The organism is Rhodococcus sp. GXMU-t2271, from assembly GCF_041414735.1.
GTDB classification, from domain to species: domain Bacteria; phylum Actinomycetota; class Actinomycetes; order Mycobacteriales; family Mycobacteriaceae; genus Rhodococcus; species Rhodococcus indonesiensis.
Genome location: NZ_JAUIZP010000029.1, coordinates 199,443 through 219,370 on the forward strand (window position 1 = coordinate 199,443; position 19,928 = coordinate 219,370).

Here is a 19,928-nt window from a genome sequence, read left to right on the forward strand (position 1 = left end):
CACTAGTCTGGAGCGCATGTCCACCCCATTGCACTCTGCCTTGCTCGATGCGCTCTCGCAGCGCGTTGTCGTGGGAGACGGGGCGATGGGCACGATGTTGCAGGCCGCGGATCTGAGTCTGGACGACTTCCGCGGCCTCGAGGGGTGCAACGAGATTCTCAACGACTCCCGGCCCGACGTCATCCGGGGGATCCACCGGGCGTACTTCGAGGCCGGAGCGGATGCCGTTTCCACCAACACCTTCGGTTGCAACCTGCCCAACCTCGCCGACTACGACATCGCCGATCGCATCCGGGACCTGTCCGAACGCGGCGCCCGCCTGGCCCGGGAGGTGGCCGACGAGATGGGTCCCGGCCCGGACGGTACGGGACGGTTCGTGCTGGGCTCGATGGGTCCGGGCACGAAGCTGCCCACCCTCGGTCATGCCCCGTTCGCCGTGTTGCGGGACGCCTACACCGAGTCCGCGCTGGGGATGCTCGACGGCGGCGCCGACGCCATCCTCGTCGAGACCTGCCAGGACCTGCTGCAGGCGAAGGCCGCGATCGTCGGCAGCCGCCGCGCGATGGAGCGGTCCGGCCGGCGCATCCCGATCGTCACGCACGTGACGGTGGAGACGACCGGCACGATGCTGCTCGGCAGCGAGATCGGGGCGGCCCTGGCGGCGCTCGAGCCGCTGGGCATCGACCTGATCGGGCTGAACTGTGCCACCGGCCCGGAGGAGATGAGCGAGCACCTGCGGCATCTGTCCAGGCATGCCCGGCTCCCGGTGTCGGTGATGCCGAACGCGGGCCTGCCGGTGCTCGGGGCGAACGGCGCCGAGTACCCGTTGACCCCGGAGGAACTGGCGCAGGCACTGAGCGGGTTCGTCGCCGAGTTCGGGCTGGCGCTGGTCGGCGGCTGCTGCGGCACCACCCCCGAGCACATCCGGCAGGTTGCCGAGGCGGTGCGCGAGACCGAGCGCGCCGAACGCGATCCCCGGCCGGAGCCGGGCGTGTCGTCGCTGTACTCGGCGGTGCCGTTCGAGCAGGACTCCTCGATCCTGATGATCGGTGAGCGCACCAACTCGAACGGGTCGAAGGCGTTCCGGGAGGCGATGCTCGCCGGGGATCATCAGAAGTGCCTGGACATCGCGAAGGATCAGATCCGCGACGGCGCGCACCTGCTGGATCTGAACGTGGACTACGTGGGCCGCGACGGCGCCGCCGACATGGCGGATCTGGCGAGCCGGCTGGCGACGGCGTCGACGTTGCCGATCATGATCGATTCGACGGAGCCGGACGTGATCCGGGCCGGTCTCGAGCATCTCGGGGGCCGGTGCGCGGTGAACTCGGTGAACTACGAGGACGGCGACGGCCCGGGTTCACGATTCGAACGGATCATGGAGCACGTGGTCGAGCACGGTGCCGCGGTGGTCGCGTTGACGATCGACGAGGAGGGCCAGGCGCGTACCGCCGAGCACAAGGTGCGCATCGCCGAGCGGTTGATCGCGGATCTGACCGGCAACTGGGGCCTCGGCGAGGACGACATCATCGTCGACGCCCTGACGTTCCCGATCTCCACCGGGCAGGAGGAGGTCCGCCGGGACGCCATCGAGACGATCGAGGCGATCCGCGAGATCAAGCGCCGGCATCCGCGGGTGCACTTCACCCTCGGCATCTCGAACGTGTCGTTCGGACTGAACCCGGCGGCACGGCAGGTGCTGAACTCGGTGTTCCTGCACGAGTGTGTGCAGGCGGGGCTGGACACGGCGATCGTGCACGCGTCGAAGATCCTGCCGATGGCGCGGATCCCGGACGAGCAACGCGAGACGGCGCTGGATCTGGTGTACGACCGGCGGCGCGAGGGATACGACCCGCTGCAGAAGCTGATGACGCTGTTCGAGGGGGTGTCGGCGGCGTCGTCGCGCGAGTCCCGCGCGCAGGAGCTCGCCGCGCTGCCGCTGTTCGAGCGGCTCGAGCGGCGGATCGTCGACGGCGAGCGCAACGGGCTCGAGGCGGACCTGGACGAGGCGATGCAGACGACGCCGCCGCTGGCGATCATCAACGACACGCTGCTGTCGGGGATGAAGACGGTCGGGGAGCTGTTCGGCTCGGGGCAGATGCAGCTGCCGTTCGTGCTGCAGTCCGCCGAGGTGATGAAGGCGGCGGTGGCATACCTCGAGCCGCACATGGAGTCCACCGGCGACGAGGGCAAGGGCCGGATCGTGCTGGCCACCGTCAAGGGCGACGTGCACGACATCGGCAAGAACCTCGTCGACATCATCTTGAGCAACAACGGCTACGAGGTGGTCAACCTCGGCATCAAGCAGCCGATCGCGACGATCCTGGACGCGGCCGTGGACAAGAACGCCGACGTGATCGGCATGTCCGGGCTGCTGGTGAAGTCGACCGTGGTGATGAAGGAGAACCTCGAGGAGCTCAATCACCGCGGGGTGGCGGAGCGGTTCCCGGTGCTGCTCGGCGGTGCCGCGCTGACCCGCTCGTACGTCGAGAACGACCTGGCCGAGATCTACGAGGGGGAGGTGTCCTACGCGCGCGATGCGTTCGAGGGGCTGCATCTGATGGACCGGGTCATGGCCGTCAAGCGCGGCGAGGGCCCGGCCCCGGACAGCCCGGAGGCGGTCGCGGCGAAGGAGAAGGCCGCCGAGCGCAAGGCGCGGCACGAACGGTCCAAGCGGATCGCGGAGAAACGCAGGGCCGCCGAGACGCCGGTGGAGGTGCCGGAGCGTTCCGATGTGGTCGCCGACCTCGAGGTGCCCACCCCGCCGTTCTGGGGCACCCGGGTGGTCAAGGGTGTGGCGCTGGCCGACTACGCGGGCCTGATCGACGAGCGGGCGTTGTTCCTGGGGCAGTGGGGGCTGCGCGGGCAGCGCACCGGGGACGGGCCCACGTACGAGGAGCTGGTGGAGAGCGAGGGCCGGCCGCGGCTGCGGTACTGGCTCGACCGGCTGTCCACCGAGGGCATCCTGGCGCACGCCGCGGTGGTGTACGGGTACTTCCCGGCGGTGTCGGAGGGCGACGACGTGGTGGTGCTGGCCGAGCCGCACCCGGATGCCGCCGAGCGGTACCGGTTCACCTATCCGCGCCAGCAGCGCGGCCGGTTCCTGTGCATCGCCGACTTCGTGCGGTCGCGGGCGGATGCGCGCGCGAAGGGGCAGGTGGATGTGCTGCCGTTCCAGCTCGTGACGATGGGGCAGCCGATCGCGGACTTCGCGAACGAGTTGTTCGCGGCGAACTCCTACCGGGACTACCTGGAGGTGCACGGCATCGGCGTGCAGCTGACCGAGGCGCTGGCCGAGTACTGGCACCGGCGGGTCCGAGAGGAGCTGGTGCTCGCCGGCGGTCACAACCTGGCCGAGGAGGATCCGGCGGACGTGGCCGAGTTCTTCAAGCTGGGCTACCGCGGGGCGCGGTTCGCGTTCGGCTACGGGGCGTGCCCGAACCTCGAGGACCGCATCAAGCTGGTCGAGTTGCTCGAACCGGACCGGATCGGGGTGGAGCTGTCGGAGGAGCTGCAGCTGCATCCGGAACAGTCCACCGACGCGTTCGTCCTGCATCACCCCGAAGCGAAGTACTTCAATGTCTAGCGCGGTGGCCACGTCGACGCTGCGGGCAGTCCTGTGGGACATGGACGGCACGCTGCTCGAATCGGAAACGTTGTGGGACATCGGGATGCGGGAGTTGTCGCTGCACCTGGGCGGGCCCATGACGGACGAGACCCGGCGGGCGACGATCGGCGCGTCGAGCGCGTTCGCGTTGCAGACGGTGTTCGCCTCGCTCGATCTCGTCCCGGACCCCGACGCCCTGGTCGCGGCGAAGTCGTGGCTGTACGGGCGCATGGGGGAGCTGTTCGCGCAGGGGCTGCCGTGGCGGCCCGGGGCCCGTCGGACGCTGGGGGCGGTGCGCGCCGCCGGGCTCGGGTCCGCGCTGGTGACCAACACCGACCGGGCGTTGTGCGAGTTCGCCCTGGACACGTTGGGGCGCGAGCACTTCGACCATTCGGTGTGCGGTGACGAGGTGCCGGCCGGCAAGCCGGATCCGGCGCCGTACCTGCGGGCGGCGCAGCTGCTCGGGCTCGACCCGGCGCAGTGCCTGGCGGTGGAGGACTCGCCCACCGGGGCGGCGGCCGCGGAGGCCGCGGGTTGCACGGTGCTGGTGGTGCCGTCGTTGACGGACGTGCCCGACTCGCCGCGGCGGGTGTTCCGGGCGAGCCTGGAGGGCGTGACCGTCGCGGACCTGCACGCGCTGCACCGGCCGGGGGCCGGCTGAGGTGGCGATCCCGAAGATCGTGCTGTTCTACCGGTTCACGCCGCTGGCCGATCCGGAGGCGATCCGGTTGTGGCAGCACACCCTGGCGGCGTCGCACGCGCTCACCGGCCGCATCCTGATCTCCGAGCACGGCATCAACGCCACCGTCGGCGGCGACATCGCCGACGTCAAGCGGTACGTGCGCGGCACCCGCGCGTACGGGCCGTTCGCCGAGGCCGACGTCAAGTGGTCGGACGGGACCGGGCGGGACTTTCCGCGCCTGTCGGTGCGGGTGCGGCCGGAGATCGTGACCTTCGGGGCGCCGCACGAGGTGAAGGTGGACGAGCACGGGGTGGTCGGCGGCGGGGTGCGGCTGTCGCCGCACGGGCTGCACGAGTTGCTCGGCGAACGCGGTGACGAGGTGGTGTTCTTCGACGGGCGCAACGCGTTCGAGGCGGAGATCGGCCGGTTCCGTGGGGCGGTGGTGCCGGACGTGGCGACCACCCGCGAGTTCGTGTCGGTGCTCGACAGTGGCCGCTACGACCATCTCAAGTCGCGCCCGGTGGTGACCTACTGCACGGGCGGGGTGCGCTGCGAGGTGCTGTCCGCGCTGATGCGCAACCGCGGGTTCGAGCAGGTGTATCAGCTCGACGGCGGCATCGTCCGCTACGGCGAGACGTTCGGCGACGACGGGCTGTGGGAGGGTTCGCTGTACGTCTTCGACGGCCGGATGAACGTCGACTTCTCGGACGCGGCGGCGGTGCTGGGGCGCTGCACGGTGTGCGGGACCCCGACGTCGCGCTACCGCAACCACCCGGAGATCAACGGCCGGGAGCTGAGCCTGGTGTGCGAGGCGTGCGTGCCGGACCCGGCCGGGCCCTGACCGTGGCCGCGCCGCCGCTGCCGGTGCGTGACGGTCTCGGCCCGGACCGGCTGCGGCTGCCGGTGACCGATCCGGCCCGCACGATCCTGGGGTTCCTGCACCGCGCCGAGCCCGGTGAGGACTGGCAGCGCCACGCCGCGGCCGGGGAACTCGTCGACGAGCACGGCCGGCCGGTGACCGAGGACACCGGTTATCAGCCGGGCCGGTTCGTGTACTTCTACCGGGAGCCGCCGCCGGAGGTGCCGGTGCCGTTCCCGGTGACGGTCCTGCACCGCGACGAGGGACTGGTCGTCGTGGACAAGCCGCATTTCCTGGCGACGATCCCGCGGGGCGCGCACATCCGGGAGACGGTGGTGGTGCGGTTGCGCCGCGACCTCGGTCTGCCGGATCTGGTGCCGGTGCACCGGTTGGACCGGATGACGGCGGGCGTGCTGCTGTGCACCGTCGACCCGGGGTTGCGGGGGCCGTACCAGCAGCTGTTCGAGCGGCAGCGGGTGCGCAAGGTGTACGAGGCGATCGCCCCCTACCGGCCCGGGCTCGAGTTCCCCCGCACGGTGCGCAGCCGGATCCAGAAGCGGCACGGGGAGCTCACGGCCGTGGAGGAACCGGGCGAGGCCAACTCCGAGACGTGGATCGAGCTGGTGGAGCGGCGCGGCGCGCTGGCCCGGTACCGGCTGCATCCGCGGACCGGGCGCACCCATCAGCTGCGGCTGCACCTGAACTCGCTGGGGGCACCGATCGTGGGGGACAACTTCTATCCGCGGCTGCGGCGCCGCGCGCCGGACGACTTCTCCGATCCGTTGCGCCTGCTGGCGCGGACCGTCGAGTTCGACGATCCGCGCACGGGGCGGCGGCGCCGGTTCGACAGCGGCCTCACCCTCGGGTTCTGACGAGCCGGGCCGGGTCGGCGGGGCACTGGGTGCGGGAGCGTGCCGCGGTCGTGAAACAATGAATCCCCGTGAAGACCTTCGATTCCTTGTTCGCCGAGCTGTCCGAGCGTGCCGTCACCCGTCCCGAGGGGTCCGGCACCGTCGCCGCCCTCGACGCCGGGGTCCATGCCCAGGGCAAGAAGGTGATCGAGGAGGCCGGTGAGGTGTGGATCGCCGCCGAGTACCAGAGCGACGAACAGCTGGCGGAGGAGATTTCGCAGTTGCTGTACTGGGTGCAGGTGCTGATGGTCGGGCGGGGACTGAAGCTCGAGGACGTCTACAAGCATCTGTGACGGCGCGCCGCCGGGCCGTGGCCCGTGGCCGGCCGTCGTGCCCGCGAGACCTCCTGCACGTTTCCCCGCCCCTTGGTGTTCGCACCGTCGCCGAAAGGACCGTCCATGCTGCGCGTCGCAGTTCCGAACAAGGGCTCGTTGTCCGAGTCCGCCGCCGAGATCCTGCGGGAGGCCGGATACCGGCGCCGCACCGACTCGCGCGATCTGACCGTCATCGATCCGGTCAACGACGTCGAGTTCTTCTTCCTGCGGCCGAAGGACATCGCCATCTACGTCGGGTCCGGTGAGCTCGACCTGGGGATCACCGGCCGGGATCTGGCGCTGGATTCGGCGGCGCCGGTCACCGAGCGTCTCGCGCTGGGATTCGGGTACTCCACGTTCCGGTACGCGGCGCCCAAGGGCCGGGACTGGAAGGTCGAGGATCTGGCCGGTCTGCGGATCGCCACGTCGTATCCGAACCTGGTGCGCCGGGACCTGGCGGCGCGGGGGATCGAGGCGACGGTGATCCGGCTCGACGGTGCGGTGGAGATCTCCATTCAGCTCGGGGTCGCCGACGCGATTGCCGACGTCGTCGGCTCCGGGCGGACGCTGCGCCAGCACGATCTGGTGGCGTTCGGGGAGTCGCTGTGCGACTCGGAGGGTGTGCTGATCGAGCAGGAGGGCGCGAGCCGCGGGGATTCGGCGCGCAACCAGCTCGTCGCGCGCATCGAGGGTGTGGTGTTCGCGCAGCAGTACGTGATGCTCGACTACGACTGCCCCAAGACGGTGCTCGCGGAGGCCGTGCAGATCACGCCGGGGCTCGAGTCGCCGACGATCTCCCCGCTGGCCGACGACTCGTCGGTGGCGGTGCGGGCGATGGTGCCGCGCAAGGGCCACAACGCGGTGATGGATCGGCTCGCCGAGATCGGGGCGCGGGCGATCCTGGCGACGGACATCCGGTCGTGCCGCGCGATGCGCGGCGTCGAGTAGCCGCGGCCGGGCGCCCGGCGCGTCAGCGCCCGGGGCAGGTGCCGGGGGCGGCGGTGCCGGCGAGACGCTGTTCGGTCCAGGTGAGCAGGTCGGGTAGGAGGGGGGAGTCCTCGGCGACGAGCCCGAGGTGGTCCCGCCCGGGATAGCTGCGGTAGTCCAGGGCCCAGTTCTCGGCGCAGCGGTCGCGGACGTAGCGGTCCTGCACGGCGGCGGTGACGAGGGGGTCGGTGGCGCCCTGCGCGAGCAGGACGGGCACGGTCATCGGGCCGGTGGGGACGTTCTCCGCGAGGCGACGGCCGAGGGGGCCGGTGGTGGGGTCGGTGCGCAGCACGGGCCGGTCGCGGGTGAGCGAGAGTGCCGACAGGACCGAGACGTAGACGGCGGGTTCGGACAGGCACCTCGTCGCCATCTCGCGCACGAGGGTGCGGGCGGCGGGCCGGATGTAGGTGTCGCCGTCGACGTCGTCGTAGACCGCGGTGTAGGCGGCGAGGACGTACGAGGCGAACACACTGCCGCCGGGAACGGTGTCGAGACTGGTGGTCAGCGCGACGGTGTCGCTGGCGGGGGCCATCGCGGCGACCCCGGCGACGGGTGTGTCCGGGGCGTAGGTGGGGGCGAGCAGCCCGGCCCACAGGGCGGCGTGCCCGCCCTGCGAGTGCCCCCACACGACGGTGTCGTCGGCGAGGTCGAGGTCGTCGAGCTGGTGGGCCGCGCGTACAGCGTCGAGCACCGAGCGTCCTTCGCCCTGCCCGATCAGGTACGGGTGCGGGCCTGCGGTGCCCAGGCCGACGTAGTCGGTGGCCACCAGGACCCAGCCGCGGTCGAGGAGCGCGGACTCGGCGGGCAGGGCGCCGGCGCCGAGCGGGTCGTCGAGGAGGGTGGGCGCGCAGGGTTCGGCGAAACCGGTGGTTCCGTGGGCCCAGGCGATCACCGGTCGCGGTCCGGGCGGGGTGTTCTTCGCGACCACGACCAGGGCGCTGGCCACGGCGGGCTGGTCGTCGTCGCGGGTGGTGGTGTAGAGGATGCGCCAGGCCTCGGCGCCGTCGGGGACGGCGCGGGTGAACGGTTCGGCGCGCAGCAGCGCGCCGGGATGATCGGGCACCTGGTCCGGCGCGGTGTAGAACGCGTCGACGACGGGGGAGCCGGCGCGCAGGCGGACCGCCACGCCGGCCGCGGCGACGGCCACGAGCAGCGCGAGCACCGCCACGGCCGGTCGCCGGTACCGGGCCGGGGTGCGGCGCGGCGCCGGCGCGGTGGGGTCGGGGGTGCGGCCGCCGAGGGCGGCGAGTCCGTCGCCGATGCGGGCGAGGCCGAAGAACACGGTACGGATGCCGAACAGGAAGGCGACGACGAGGAGCGTGACGTCGGGCCAGCGCCAGGCGAGGACCCCGAAGACGATGTCGGCGAGGCCGAGGACGATGGTGGTGAGTCGCTCGTCGAGGTCGCCACGGACGGCGCGCACCAGACGTAGGGCGCCGCCGACGACGAGGGCGAGCGCGACGGCGGGGGCGAGCAGATCCAGGGCCCGGCCGAGCCAGGCGAGGACGACGATGCCGAACCCGATCCAGGCGAGTGCGGTGGCGGTGGCCGCCGCCCCGGCCTGGGAGCGGTACGCGGCGAGGAGGTCGGCGGCGCCGGCGGTGATCGCGGCCAGCCCGATGAGCAGGCCCAGCGCGGACAGTGAGGTCAGCGGTCTCGTCGTGAGGAGCAGGCCGAGCAGCAGGCAGACGAGTCCGAGGAGCACGGACGTCCACCACGGTGCCGCGCGCAGCGCGGCGGTGGCGGCGCGGGCTCTGCGGCGGGGACCGGTCGTGGGCATGTCGTCCTCCCTGACGCCGACCGAAATGTCCGGTCGAGTGTGGCACGATCGGCGGGCGCCCGTCCGGTGATCGGGGGTCGACGACCGGGCGCGGTCAGCGGGGGCGGACCTGCACGGTCTGCGCGATCCGTCCGACGGCGCCGTCCTCGTCGTAGAGCACGCCGGCGGTCATGCCTACCCCGTCCGGGCCGGTGGAGGTCTCGGCGCTGATGCCGACCCATTCGCCGGTCGGTTCCCGGAACAGGTGCACGGTCAGGTCGGTGTTGAGGAATGTCCACTCGGCGGGGTCGAGTTTGGACCCGACACCGTTGGCGACGTCGGCGACGGTGAACAGCCGCTCGACGGGGGTGGGGGATTCGCCCTCGACGAGGGCGACGTCGGTGCGCAGCCACGCGGCCGACGGCCCGGGCGCCCCGATGGGGGTGATCGTGCGCCAGTCCAGGGTGCGCACGAACCCGGTCTGCCAGAAGTCGGCGTCGGGGTGTTCGACGGTGCCGCGAGCGGGCGGTGGCAGCGGCGCGTCGGCGGCGTGGGCGACCGCGGGCAGTTCGGTGGTCTGCATGCGCCAGGCGGTGCCGCGGGCCACGGCCCGGGCGGTGCCGTCGGGGCCGGCGGCCCACAGTTCGGCGACGACGAGTTCGACCTTGCGGCCGGGGCGGTCGATGCGGGTGCGGACCTCGATCTCGGTCAGCGGCACCGGGCCGAGCAGTTCGACGCAGATGCGGGTCAGTCGGGCGTCGGGGCGGCGGCCGTGGCGGTCGAGGGCGCGGGCCAGCAGCGCCGACGGCGGGGCGCCGTGCTGCATTGTCGGTGCCCACGTGCTGACCGTGTGCGCGGTGGGTTGGAAGCGTTCGATGTCGGCGCCGGGGTTGCTGCCGTCGATCGGCACGAAGTACGCCGCGTCGCTCACTCGTTCGTCTCCTCCTCGGTGCGCCCCGCACCGGCGTGTTCGTCCGGGGGGTCCGGATAGGGCGGGGCGGTGCCGCCGAATGCCGGGCACCGCACCCGATGATCGCACCACCGGCACAGCGGTCCCGGGTTGGGCCGGAAGTCGCGTGCGTCGGTCGCGGTGCGCACGGCCGCCCAGAGGGCGCGCACGGTGGTTTCGAAGCGGCGCAGCTCGTCCTCGTCGGGGGTGTAGTCGAGCACCTGTCCGTCCGCGAGGTACAGCAGCCGCAGCCGCGCCGGCACCACCCCGCGGGTGCGCAGCATCACCAGGGCGTAGAACTTCAGTTGGAACAGCGCCGCCGCCTCGCCGTCGGGCCGGGGGGATCGGCCGGTCTTGTAGTCGACCACGCGCAGCAGGCCCTGCGGGGAGATGTCGAGCCGGTCGACGAAGCCGCGCAGCCGCGGCCCGTCGTCCAGGTCGGTCTCCACCCGCAGCTCGCACGCCTCGGGGGTGAATCCGGTGGGGTCTTCGAGGGTGAAGTAGCGGGCGAGCAGGGTGCGGGCCTCGGCGAGGAACCGGTCGCGCTGGTCCTCGCCGATCACCTCGGCGAGGGCGGGTTCGTGCTCGACGAGCCGCCGCCAGGCCGGTGCCACCAGTTCGGCGGCCGGCGCGGGCAGCCGGTCGGCGGCGGGCAGGGTGAACAACGCTTCGAGGGCTGCGTGGACGAGGCTGCCGCGCAGCTGGGCTCGCGACGGGATCTCCGGGATGCGGTCGATGGCCCGGAACCGGTAGAGCAGGGGGCAGCGTTTGAAGTCGGCGGCACGGGACGGCGACAGCGCCGGGGGCCGCGGCGCCGCGGGCCGGTCGTCGGTGGGGGGCGTGGTCGCGGCCGGGTTCACACCTGGCAGGGTATGGCCCGGGACCGACACGGTGTCGGTGCCGCTGGAGCGGACGAAGGTGGATACGGCGATGGCAGCAGGTGGACTCGGGCGCAGCGGACCGTTCGAGGTCGGTGACCGGGTGCAGCTCACCGACGCCAAGGGCCGCAAGTACACGGTGGTGCTCGAGGCCGGTAAGGAGTTCCACACCCACCGCGGTGGGATCCTGCACGACGCGCTGCTCGGCGCGGACGAGGGCAGCGTCGTCACCTCCACGAACGGCACCCCGTATCTGGCGTTGCGGCCGCTGCTGACGGACTACGTGCTGTCCATGCCGCGTGGAGCGCAGGTGATCTACCCGAAGGATGCCGCGCAGATCGTGCACGAGGGTGATGTGTTCCCCGGTGCCCGGGTGCTCGAGGCCGGTGCCGGTTCGGGCGCGCTGACCTGTTCGCTGCTGCGGGCGGTGGGACCGACCGGCCGGGTGGTCTCCTACGAGGTGCGCGAGGATCACGCCGAGCACGCGGTGCGCAACGTCGAGACCTTCTTCGGGCAGCGTCCCGAGAACTGGGATCTGACGGTGGGGGACGTCGCGGACTACGACCTGGACCGGCACGGTCCGGTCGACCGGGTGGTGCTGGACATGCTGGCCCCGTGGGATGCGCTGCCGACGGTGGCGAAGACCCTGGTGCCCGGTGGGGTGCTGATCGTGTACGTGGCGACGGTGACTCAGCTGTCGAAGGTGGTCGAGGCGCTGCGGGAGCAGACCTGCTGGACGGAACCGCGGTCGTGGGAGTCGATGGTGCGCGGCTGGCACGTGGTGGGTCTGGCGGTGCGGCCGGAACACCGGATGCAGGGGCATACCGCGTTCCTGGTCAGCGCCCGCCGGCTCGCCGAGGGCACCGTCACGCCGAAGCCGCAGCGCCGGCCGAGCAAGGGCTGATCCGGGCCGGGCGCCGAGGGCTCGGTCACGGGCAGGTCAGGGACCCCATCGCCAGGATCTGGCAGGTGCTCTCGTCCGCCAGGTGCCAGGTTCCGTCCGCCCGCTCGAATGTCAGCGGTATCGGGGCGCCGCCGTGCGGGCCGGTGACCTGTGCGGTCGCCGTGACCGTGTCGCCGTCGACAGCGGCGACGGTGTCGACGTCGGCTGTGAGTGGGTAGCCGGCGAGCATCCCGTTGAACTGTTCGAGCAGCGCGGCCCGTGCCGCGCCGTTCTCGACGATCGCGGTCTTGTCGGCCGCGGGCACCGCCGGGTCGAAGAACGTCGCCAGCACGGCGTCGAGTTCGGCCGCGGACGCCGCCGCGGGCGTGGACGGGGTGGCGGAGGGGGCCGGGGTGGACGACCTGTCGGCACCGGTGGAGTCGCCGGTGCCGCAGGCCGGCAGCGCGGTCAGGGCGGTGGCGGCGACGGCGGCAGCTGCCCACCTGGTGCGAGTGGTCACGGAAGTCCTTTCGACCCGACTGGGAGAAAGGCAAGGCTAACATCGGTCGCGGGGTCGCGGGTTGCCGCCGCCGTGAGGAATCCGACACGCATTCGCAGCATGCCGATTTCGCGTCGCACCACACAGTGGGCCGTCTGCCGGTAGCGTGGAATGACCGATAGTGGAGGGAGTCGCACATGAGCTCGACAGAGAACCCGGATTCGGTTGCGGCGGCACAGGAACTCGAAGCGCTGCGCGCCGAGGCGACCGCCCTGCGGCGGCGGCTCGTCGAACCGTCCGAACAGGTCCGTGACCTCGAGGCCCGGATCGACTCCCTGACCGTGCGCAACGGCAAGCTGATGGACACCCTCAAAGAGGCCCGCCAGCAGCTGATCACCCTGCGCGAGGAAGTCGACCGGCTCGGTCAGCCCCCCAGCGGTTACGGGGTGCTGCTCGGCATCTACGACGACCAGACCGTGGACGTGTTCACCTCCGGCCGCAAGATGCGGGTCACCGTGTCCCCGAACCTCGAACCCGATTCCTTCGTCTCCGGGCAGACGGTCCGGTTGAACGAGGCGCTGACCGTCGTCGAAGCCGGCGGCTTCGAGCGGGTCGGGGAGATCACCACCTTGCGCGAGGTCCTCGACGACGGCACCCGCGCCCTCGTGGTCGGACACGCCGACGAGGAACGCATCGTGTGGCTGGCCGCGCCGCTGGCCGCCGCGGCGGCGGCCGCGGCCGGGATCGTCGAGGTCGGCAAGGGCGACGACGACACCGAAGCGTCGTTCAAGCTGCGGCCGGGCGACTCGCTGCTGGTCGACAGCAAGGCCGGGTACGCCTTCGAGCGTATCCCCAAGGCCGAGGTCGAGGACCTCGTCCTCGAGGAGGTTCCCGACGTCGACTACAACGACATCGGTGGCCTCGGCCGGCAGATCGAACAGATCCGCGACGCGGTGGAACTGCCGTTCCTGCACAAGGACCTGTTCCGTGAGTACGCGCTGCGCCCCCCCAAGGGGGTGCTGCTCTACGGCCCGCCCGGCTGCGGCAAGACCCTCATCGCCAAGGCCGTCGCCAACTCGCTCGCCAAGAAGATCGCCGAGGCCCGCGGCGAGGATTCGAAGGAGGCCAAGTCCTACTTCCTCAACATCAAGGGCCCCGAACTGCTCAACAAGTTCGTCGGCGAGACCGAACGCCACATCCGGCTGATCTTCCAGCGGGCGCGGGAGAAGGCGTCCGAAGGCACCCCGGTGATCGTGTTCTTCGACGAGATGGACTCGATCTTCCGCACCCGCGGCTCCGGGGTGTCCTCCGACGTCGAGACCACCGTGGTGCCCCAGCTGCTGTCGGAGATCGACGGTGTCGAAGGTCTCGAGAACGTCATCGTGATCGGCGCGTCCAACCGGGAGGACATGATCGACCCGGCGATCCTGCGGCCCGGCCGGCTCGACGTGAAGATCAAGATCGAACGGCCCGACGCCGAGGCGGCACTGGACATCTTCTCCAAGTACCTCACCGAGGGGCTGCCGGTGCACGCCGACGACCTCGCCGAGTTCGGCGGGCACCGCGGTGCGTGCGTGCGCGCGATGATCGAACGGGTCGTCGACCGGATGTACGCCGAGAGCGAGGAGAACCGCTTCCTCGAAGTGACGTACGCCAACGGCGACAAGGAGGTCCTGTACTTCAAGGACTTCAACTCCGGGGCGATGATCCAGAACATCGTCGACCGCGCCAAGAAGTACGCGATCAAGTCGGTGCTCGAGACCGGGGCCCCGGGCCTGCGGGTGCAGCACCTGCTCGACTCCATCGTCGACGAGTTCGCCGAGAACGAGGACCTGCCCAACACCACCAACCCGGACGACTGGGCACGGATCTCCGGCAAGAAGGGCGAACGCATCGTCTACATCCGCACCCTGGTCACCGGTAAGAACGCCAGCGCCAGCCGGGCGATCGACACCGAGTCCAACACCGGCCAGTACCTGTGACGCCGTCCCGGTGGGGCCGCCGCGTGGAGCGGTGGCCCCACCGGGACCCGACGCGACCGGCAGGAGGTGAGCGTGCCGCTGCCCCGGTCCCTCGCCCGGTTCAACCGGGTGGTCACCAACCGGCTTGCCCGGCCCGTCGCCGGGTACCTGCCGGGCACGGCGGTCGTCGAGCACCGCGGCCGGCGCAGCGGACGCCGCTATCGCACCCCGGTGCTGGTGTTCGGCCACGCAGGCGGCTACCGCATCGCGCTGACCTACGGTCCCCGGACCGACTGGGTGCGCAACGTGCGTGCCGCGGGCGGCTGCACCCTGCACCACCGCGGCCGCCGCATCGACCTCGTCGACCCCGTCGTCGGTCGCGACCCGGCGGCGGGCTGGGCGCCGCCCGGGGTCCGCCGGGTCCTGCGCGCGACCGGCTCGGTGGAGTTTCTCGACACCACCGTCGCCCCACCGTCCCGTCCCAGCCCGCCCGGCCCGGCGCCGATCGCCTAACCTCGACGTCATGCAGCGGATCATCGGCATCGAGGTCGAGTACGGGATCTCCTCACCCAACGAGCCCACAGCGAACCCGATCCTCACGTCCACCCAGGCGGTGCTGGCGTACGCGGCCGCCGAGGGCGTGCCCCGCGCCAAGCGCACCCGCTGGGACTACGAGGTCGAGTCCCCCCTGCGCGACGCCCGCGGCTTCGACCTGGGCCGGTTCAACGGCCCGGCCCCGGTCATCGACGCCGACGAGGTCGGCGCCGCCAACATGATCCTCACCAACGGTGCCCGGCTCTACGTCGACCACGCCCACCCGGAGTACTCCGCGCCGGAGGTCACCGACCCCCTCGACGCGGTCATCTGGGACAAGGCCGGCGAACGAGTGATGGAGGCCGCCGCCCGGCACGCCTCGAGCGTGCCCGGAGCGCCGCGCCTGCAGCTGTACAAGAACAACGTCGACGGCAAGGGCGCCTCGTACGGCACCCACGAGAACTACCTCATGGCCCGCGACACCCCGTTCTCGGCGGTGGTCGCCGGGTTGACCCCGTTCTTCGTCTCCCGGCAGGTGATCACCGGTTCCGGCCGGGTCGGCATCGGCCAGTCCGGCGACGAGGCCGGCTTCCAGCTGTCCCAGCGCGCCGACTACATCGAGGTCGAGGTCGGCCTCGAGACCACCCTCAAGCGGGGCATCATCAACACCCGCGACGAGCCGCACGCCGATGCCGACAAGTACCGGCGCCTGCACGTGATCATCGGCGACGCCAACCTCGCCGAGATGTCGACCTACCTCAAGGTCGGCACCACCGCGCTGGTGCTGGATCTGATCGAGGCCGGCGTGGACCTGTCGGATCTGCAGCTGGCGCGGCCGGTCACCGCCGTGCACCACATCAGCCACGACCCCACGCTGCGCAAGACCGTGGCCCTGACCGACGGCCGGGAGCTGACCGGTCTGGCCCTGCAGCGGATCTACCACGAGCGGGTCGCGAAGTTCCACGACGGCACCGACGACAAGCGGGTCCGTGACATCCTCGACAAGTGGGCGATGGTCCTCGACCTGCTCGAACGCGACCCCATGGACTGCGCGCACCTGCTGGACTGGCCGGCGAAACTGCGCCTGCTCGAGGGGTTCCGCAACCGGGAGGGCCTGGCGTGGTCGGCGCCGCGGTTGCACCTGGTGGACCTGCAGTACTCCGACGTGCGCCTGGACAAGGGCCTGTACAACAGGCTCGTCGCCCGCGGCTCGATGGAGCGCCTGGTCGCCGAGCAGGATGTGCTCGACGCGGTGCACACCCCGCCGTCGGACACCCGCGCATTCTTCCGCGGCGAATGCCTGCGCCGGTTCGGCGCCGACATCGCCGCCGCCAGCTGGGACTCGGTGATCTTCGACCTGGGCGGCGAATCCCTGGTGCGCATCCCCACCCTCGAGCCGCTGCGCGGCAGCCGCGCGCACGTCGGCAAACTGCTCGACTCGGTGGATTCGGCGGCCGCACTGGTCGACGAACTGACCAGCTGACCCGCCCGGGCGGGCGCGACACGCGCGTAGTCGCGCGGAGTGTCGCATCTGCTCGGTAGGGTGGAGGTCCGAGCAGTCGGTGCTCGCGCCGGTCGCGGCCGGGGCGGGCACCACGAACGAACGAGGAGGTCGACCGCTATGGCTCAGGAGCGGACCACACGCGGTGGCGGAGGCGACGACGACGAGGTCGTCGGCGACGGCGGTGCCGGTCAGGAACGACGCGAGAAGCTCGCGGCCGAGACCGACGACCTGCTCGACGAGATCGACGACGTGCTCGAGGAGAACGCCGAGGACTTCGTGCGTGCGTACGTGCAGAAGGGCGGCCAGTGACAGCGGAGCGTTCGCCGATCCCGTTCCCCGTCCACGCGCCGCACATGCCGTTCGGTTCGCCGCTGTCCTCGTTCTCCGACCACCTGCGCCTGCACGCGCCGGAACTGCTGCCGGAGAATCGTCCCGGGCTGCGCGGCGCCGATGCGGACATCGCCCCGCACGGCACCACGATCGTCGCGGTGACGTTCGCCGGCGGGGTGCTGATCGCCGGTGACCGGCGCGCCACCATGGGCAACATGGTCGCCAGCCGGGACGTGCAGAAGGTGTTCGTCACCGACAGCTACTCCGCGGCCGGGATCGCCGGCACCGCCGGCCTGGCGGTCGAGCTCGTGCGCCTGTTCGCGGTGGAACTCGAGCACTACGAGAAGATCGAAGGTGTCCCGCTGACCTTCGACGGCAAGGCCAACCGGTTGTCGTCGATGGTGCGCGGCAATCTCGGGGCCGCGATGCAGGGGCTGGCGGTGGTGCCGCTGCTGGTCGGCTACGACCTCGAGGCGCCGGACCCGCAGCACGCCGGTCGGATCGTGTCCTACGACGTGGTGGGGGGCCGCTACGAGGAGCGGGCCGGCTACCACGCGGTCGGCTCGGGTTCGTTGTTCGCCAAGTCGTCGCTCAAGAAGCTCTACCGCGCCGACGCGGACGAGGCGGCGGCGCTGCGCACCGTCGTCGAGGCGCTCTACGACGCCGCCGACGACGACACCGCCACCGGCGGCCCGGACACCGCCCGCGGCATCTATCCCACGGCGGTGGTCATCACCGCCGACGGCGCCGTCGAGGTGCCGGAGCAGACGTTGTCGGAGCTGGCCCGCACCGTCGTCGCGGACCGCACCGTCACCGAGTCCGGGCAGGGAGGTGCGCTGTGACGCTGCCGTACTATGCGTCCGCCGAGCAGATCATGCGCGATCGCTCGGAACTGGCGCGCAAGGGCATCGCGCGGGGCCGCAGCGTGGTCGTGCTGATCTACGCCGACGGGGTGGTGTTCGTCGCCGAGAACCCGTCGAAGGCCCTGCACAAGGTCAGCGAACTGTACGACCGCATCGGGTTCGCCGCGGTCGGCAAGTACAACGAGTTCGAGAACCTGCGGCGCGCCGGGATCGTGCACGCCGACATGCGCGGCTACTCCTACGACCGGCGCGATGTGACCGTGCGGTCGCTGGCCAACGCGTACGCCCAGACCCTGGGCACCATCTTCACCGAGCAGCCCAAGCCGTACGAGGTGGAGATCTGCGTCGCCGAGGTCGGCCGCGCCGAGTCCGCCGACATCGCGCAGCTGTATCGCATCACCTACGACGGCTCGATCGTCGACGAACCGCAGTTCGTGGTGATGGGCGGGCACACCGAACCCATCGCCACCGCGTTGCGCGAGTCGTACCGGCCGGGGCTGTCACTCGCCGAGGCGGTGCAGGTCGCGGTGCAGGCGTTGCAGCAGGTGCCCGCCGCCGGGCCCGAGAACGGCACCCGGGTGCTCGGCCGCGCCGAACTCGAGGTGGCGGTGCTCGAGAAGGCCCGTCCGCGCCGCGCGTTCCGCCGCATCACCGGCGTCGCGCTCGACCAGTTGCTGCCCGGCGCCGACACCGGGCCGGGCAGCGACACCGGGCCGGGCAGCGACACCGGGCCGGGCAGCGACACCGGGCCGGGCAGCGACACCGGGCCGGGCAGCGACACCGCCGGAGCGGACGGAGCGGAGCCCGCTCAGGGTTCCTGATCGACGGGCCGGTAGACGGTCAGCGCGCCGGGGGCGCTGCGGAATTCGAACCGCGTGCCCTCGGCGAGGACCTCACCGTCGGTGGCCAGGGCGACCCGCCCGTCGCGCACCCGCACCGACAGCGCCGGTGCATCGCGCCGCACGTGGATCGGGGACCCGGCGAGGCTGCCGGTGACCGCCGCCGCGAGCAGCCGCGTCCGCGACCAGTGCAGGTCGGCCCGCAGATACCGCACGTCCAGGGTCCCGGTGTCGAGGCGGGGCCGTGACATCGGCACCCGATCGTCCGGCGCGTACCGTCCGTTGCCGACGAACAGCAACCACACCGCGGTGGGCACCCCGTCCAGGGACACCCGCAGCGGGCTCGCGGTCGCGAGGACCGCGGCCAGCGCCGCCGCGGCGGCCGGCCATTTGCCGATCCGTGGTTCCCAGCGTTCGCGCAGCCGCACCGAGTCCGGATAGCCGCCCACGCTGGCGGTGTTGACGAACACCGGGCCACCGTCCGGGCCGAACCCGTCGGCACCGTCCGGGCCGGACCTGTCGGCACCGTCCGGGCCGGACCTGTCGGCACCGTCCGGGCCGGACCTGTCGGCACCGTCCGGGCCGGACCTGTCGACCTGTACCCGGCCGAGGTCCACCCGCTGGGCCTGTCCGTGCTCGATCGCGCGCACGGTCTGCTCGAGGTCGAGCAGACCGGCATCGCGCGCGAAGTGGTTCAAGGTGCCGCCGGGGAACACCGCCAGCGGCAGGCCGTGCGACGCGGCCGCGCCGGCCGCGGCCCGCACGGTGCCGTCCCCGCCGTGTACGCCGAGCGCCGCGGGGGCGTGCTCGGCGACGTGCCGGTCGAGTTGGACGGTGAACTCCTGGTCCGGGTCGAAGACGATCACCCGTGCCCGGGGCAGCGCCGCGGCGATCACGTCCGCGTCGTCGTCCCGGCCCGCGCCGGGATTGACCAGCACCAGCAGGTCCCGGCCCTCGGGGAGGGCGGGGGCCGGGGCGGATGGACCCAGCCGGGCGGGCTCCTCGGTGCGGACCGCCCACCAGCGGCGGGTGGCCAGGGCCACCGCCGTGCCGAGGGCGACGCCGGTGACCACGTCGGCCGGCCAGTGCACCCCGGTGTGCACCCGGGAGTAGGCGACCGCCGCGGCCACCGGCGCGAGCACGGCCCCCGTCAGGGGGGATTCGAGGGCCATCCCGGTGGCGAAGGCCGCCGCCGACGCCGAATGCCCGGACGGGAACGACGACGAGCGCGGCGTCGGCAGCGAGCGGCGCAGCGGCCCGTCCTGCCGGGCGGGGGGACGGCGGCGCGGCAGTAGCGGCTTGAGCACGCCGTTGGCCAGGGCGCTGGCCCCGCCCAGGGCCAGCAGGCCGCGGACGGCGCCGCGCCGGGGCCGTCCGCCGATCGCGGCGCACGCCGCGGCGCAGCCCAGCCACAGCCGACCGTGGTCGGCGGCGCGGCTCAGGCCCCGCAGCACGGGGTCGGCGGGGGAGGGCCGCAGGGCGGCGCTGCCGGCGAACAGGGACCGGTCCAGACGTGTCAGCGGGGCGTGGGTGAACATCACGGGTTCGACGGTAATCCCGTTGCGGCTC

The 19,928-nt window shown here is 72.0% G+C and carries 18 protein-coding genes; 13 read left to right on the top strand and 5 right to left on the bottom strand.

The window, feature by feature from the left end:
- Positions 1 to 16: 16 nt before the first annotated feature.
- From metH to hisG, 6 genes are all read left to right on the top strand, one after another.
- On the top strand, positions 17 to 3,586 hold the full coding sequence (gene metH, locus QYS60_RS12085) for a methionine synthase (RefSeq protein WP_289381572.1): 3,570 nt from the start codon (positions 17 to 19) through the stop codon (positions 3,584 to 3,586).
- A complete protein-coding gene (locus QYS60_RS12090) occupies positions 3,579 to 4,268 on the top strand; it encodes an HAD family phosphatase (protein ID WP_289381575.1) in 690 nt (229 codons plus the stop codon). The genes metH and QYS60_RS12090 overlap by 8 nt, the downstream gene beginning before the upstream one ends.
- A 1-nt stretch (position 4,269) precedes the next feature.
- Entirely contained in the window at positions 4,270 to 5,130 is an 861-nt protein-coding gene (locus tag QYS60_RS12095) for a rhodanese-related sulfurtransferase (protein ID WP_289381577.1), read from the top strand.
- Between the two features lie 2 nt (positions 5,131 to 5,132).
- Positions 5,133 to 6,020 carry a pseudouridine synthase gene (locus QYS60_RS12100; protein WP_289381588.1) on the top strand — a complete coding sequence of 296 codons (888 nt, stop codon included), beginning with the start codon at positions 5,133 to 5,135 and terminating at the stop codon, positions 6,018 to 6,020.
- A 68-nt stretch (positions 6,021 to 6,088) separates the two neighbouring features.
- Positions 6,089 to 6,352, top strand: coding sequence for a phosphoribosyl-ATP diphosphatase (locus QYS60_RS12105; RefSeq protein WP_003937712.1), 264 nt, complete (start codon positions 6,089 to 6,091; stop codon positions 6,350 to 6,352).
- Between the two features lie 105 nt (positions 6,353 to 6,457).
- Positions 6,458 to 7,321 carry an ATP phosphoribosyltransferase gene (hisG, locus tag QYS60_RS12110; RefSeq protein WP_289381579.1) on the top strand — a complete coding sequence of 288 codons (864 nt, stop codon included), beginning with the start codon at positions 6,458 to 6,460 and terminating at the stop codon, positions 7,319 to 7,321.
- Between the two features lie 22 nt (positions 7,322 to 7,343).
- Here hisG and QYS60_RS12115 read toward each other — a convergent pair whose 3' ends face one another.
- The 3 genes from QYS60_RS12115 to QYS60_RS12125 form a co-directional block, all read right to left on the bottom strand.
- The gene (locus QYS60_RS12115; RefSeq protein WP_371383268.1) at positions 7,344 to 9,140 is read right to left on the bottom strand and encodes a lipase family protein; all 1,797 of its coding nucleotides are present in this window, start codon (positions 9,138 to 9,140) and stop codon (positions 7,344 to 7,346) included.
- A 94-nt stretch (positions 9,141 to 9,234) separates the two neighbouring features.
- Complete coding sequence (locus QYS60_RS12120) at positions 9,235 to 10,050, bottom strand: thioesterase family protein (protein ID WP_289381584.1); 816 nt, start codon at positions 10,048 to 10,050, stop codon at positions 9,235 to 9,237.
- Positions 10,047 to 10,928 carry a RecB family exonuclease gene (locus QYS60_RS12125; protein WP_289381585.1) on the bottom strand — a complete coding sequence of 294 codons (882 nt, stop codon included), beginning with the start codon at positions 10,926 to 10,928 and terminating at the stop codon, positions 10,047 to 10,049. Before QYS60_RS12125 ends, QYS60_RS12120 begins: the two co-directional genes overlap by 4 nt.
- 70 nt (positions 10,929 to 10,998) lie before the next feature.
- On the opposite strand from QYS60_RS12125, the gene QYS60_RS12130 reads away from it, so the two are divergent.
- Complete coding sequence (locus QYS60_RS12130) at positions 10,999 to 11,850, top strand: tRNA (adenine-N1)-methyltransferase (protein ID WP_289381586.1); 852 nt, start codon at positions 10,999 to 11,001, stop codon at positions 11,848 to 11,850.
- A gap of 25 nt (positions 11,851 to 11,875) precedes the next feature.
- Here QYS60_RS12130 and QYS60_RS12135 read toward each other — a convergent pair whose 3' ends face one another.
- Positions 11,876 to 12,349 (bottom strand): nuclear transport factor 2 family protein, encoded by a 474-nt coding sequence (locus QYS60_RS12135; protein WP_371383269.1) that lies wholly within the window; start codon positions 12,347 to 12,349, stop codon positions 11,876 to 11,878.
- 176 nt (positions 12,350 to 12,525) lie between these two features.
- Between QYS60_RS12135 and arc the strand changes: the two genes are divergently transcribed.
- The 6 genes from arc (at position 12,526) to prcA (ending at position 18,341) form a co-directional block, all read left to right on the top strand.
- Positions 12,526 to 14,310 carry a proteasome ATPase gene (gene arc, locus QYS60_RS12140; protein ID WP_289382297.1) on the top strand — a complete coding sequence of 595 codons (1,785 nt, stop codon included), beginning with the start codon at positions 12,526 to 12,528 and terminating at the stop codon, positions 14,308 to 14,310.
- Between the two features lie 72 nt (positions 14,311 to 14,382).
- A complete protein-coding gene (locus QYS60_RS12145) occupies positions 14,383 to 14,802 on the top strand; it encodes a nitroreductase family deazaflavin-dependent oxidoreductase (protein WP_371383270.1) in 420 nt (139 codons plus the stop codon).
- A 10-nt stretch (positions 14,803 to 14,812) separates the two neighbouring features.
- A complete protein-coding gene (gene dop, locus QYS60_RS12150; protein WP_054374829.1) occupies positions 14,813 to 16,306 on the top strand; it encodes a depupylase/deamidase Dop in 1,494 nt (497 codons plus the stop codon).
- A 138-nt stretch (positions 16,307 to 16,444) separates the two neighbouring features.
- A complete protein-coding gene (locus tag QYS60_RS12155; protein ID WP_003937722.1) occupies positions 16,445 to 16,636 on the top strand; it encodes a ubiquitin-like protein Pup in 192 nt (63 codons plus the stop codon).
- Positions 16,637 to 16,680: 44 nt separating this feature from the next.
- A complete protein-coding gene (gene prcB, locus QYS60_RS12160) occupies positions 16,681 to 17,499 on the top strand; it encodes a proteasome subunit beta (RefSeq protein ID WP_052033997.1) in 819 nt (272 codons plus the stop codon).
- Complete coding sequence (gene prcA, locus QYS60_RS12165) at positions 17,496 to 18,341, top strand: proteasome subunit alpha (RefSeq protein ID WP_371383271.1); 846 nt, start codon at positions 17,496 to 17,498, stop codon at positions 18,339 to 18,341. Before prcB ends, prcA begins: the two co-directional genes overlap by 4 nt.
- Here prcA and QYS60_RS12170 read toward each other — a convergent pair.
- Complete coding sequence (locus QYS60_RS12170; protein ID WP_371383308.1) at positions 18,329 to 19,897, bottom strand: phosphatase PAP2 family protein; 1,569 nt, start codon at positions 19,895 to 19,897, stop codon at positions 18,329 to 18,331. The genes prcA and QYS60_RS12170 overlap by 13 nt on opposite strands.
- Between the last annotated feature and the right edge of the window lie 31 nt (positions 19,898 to 19,928).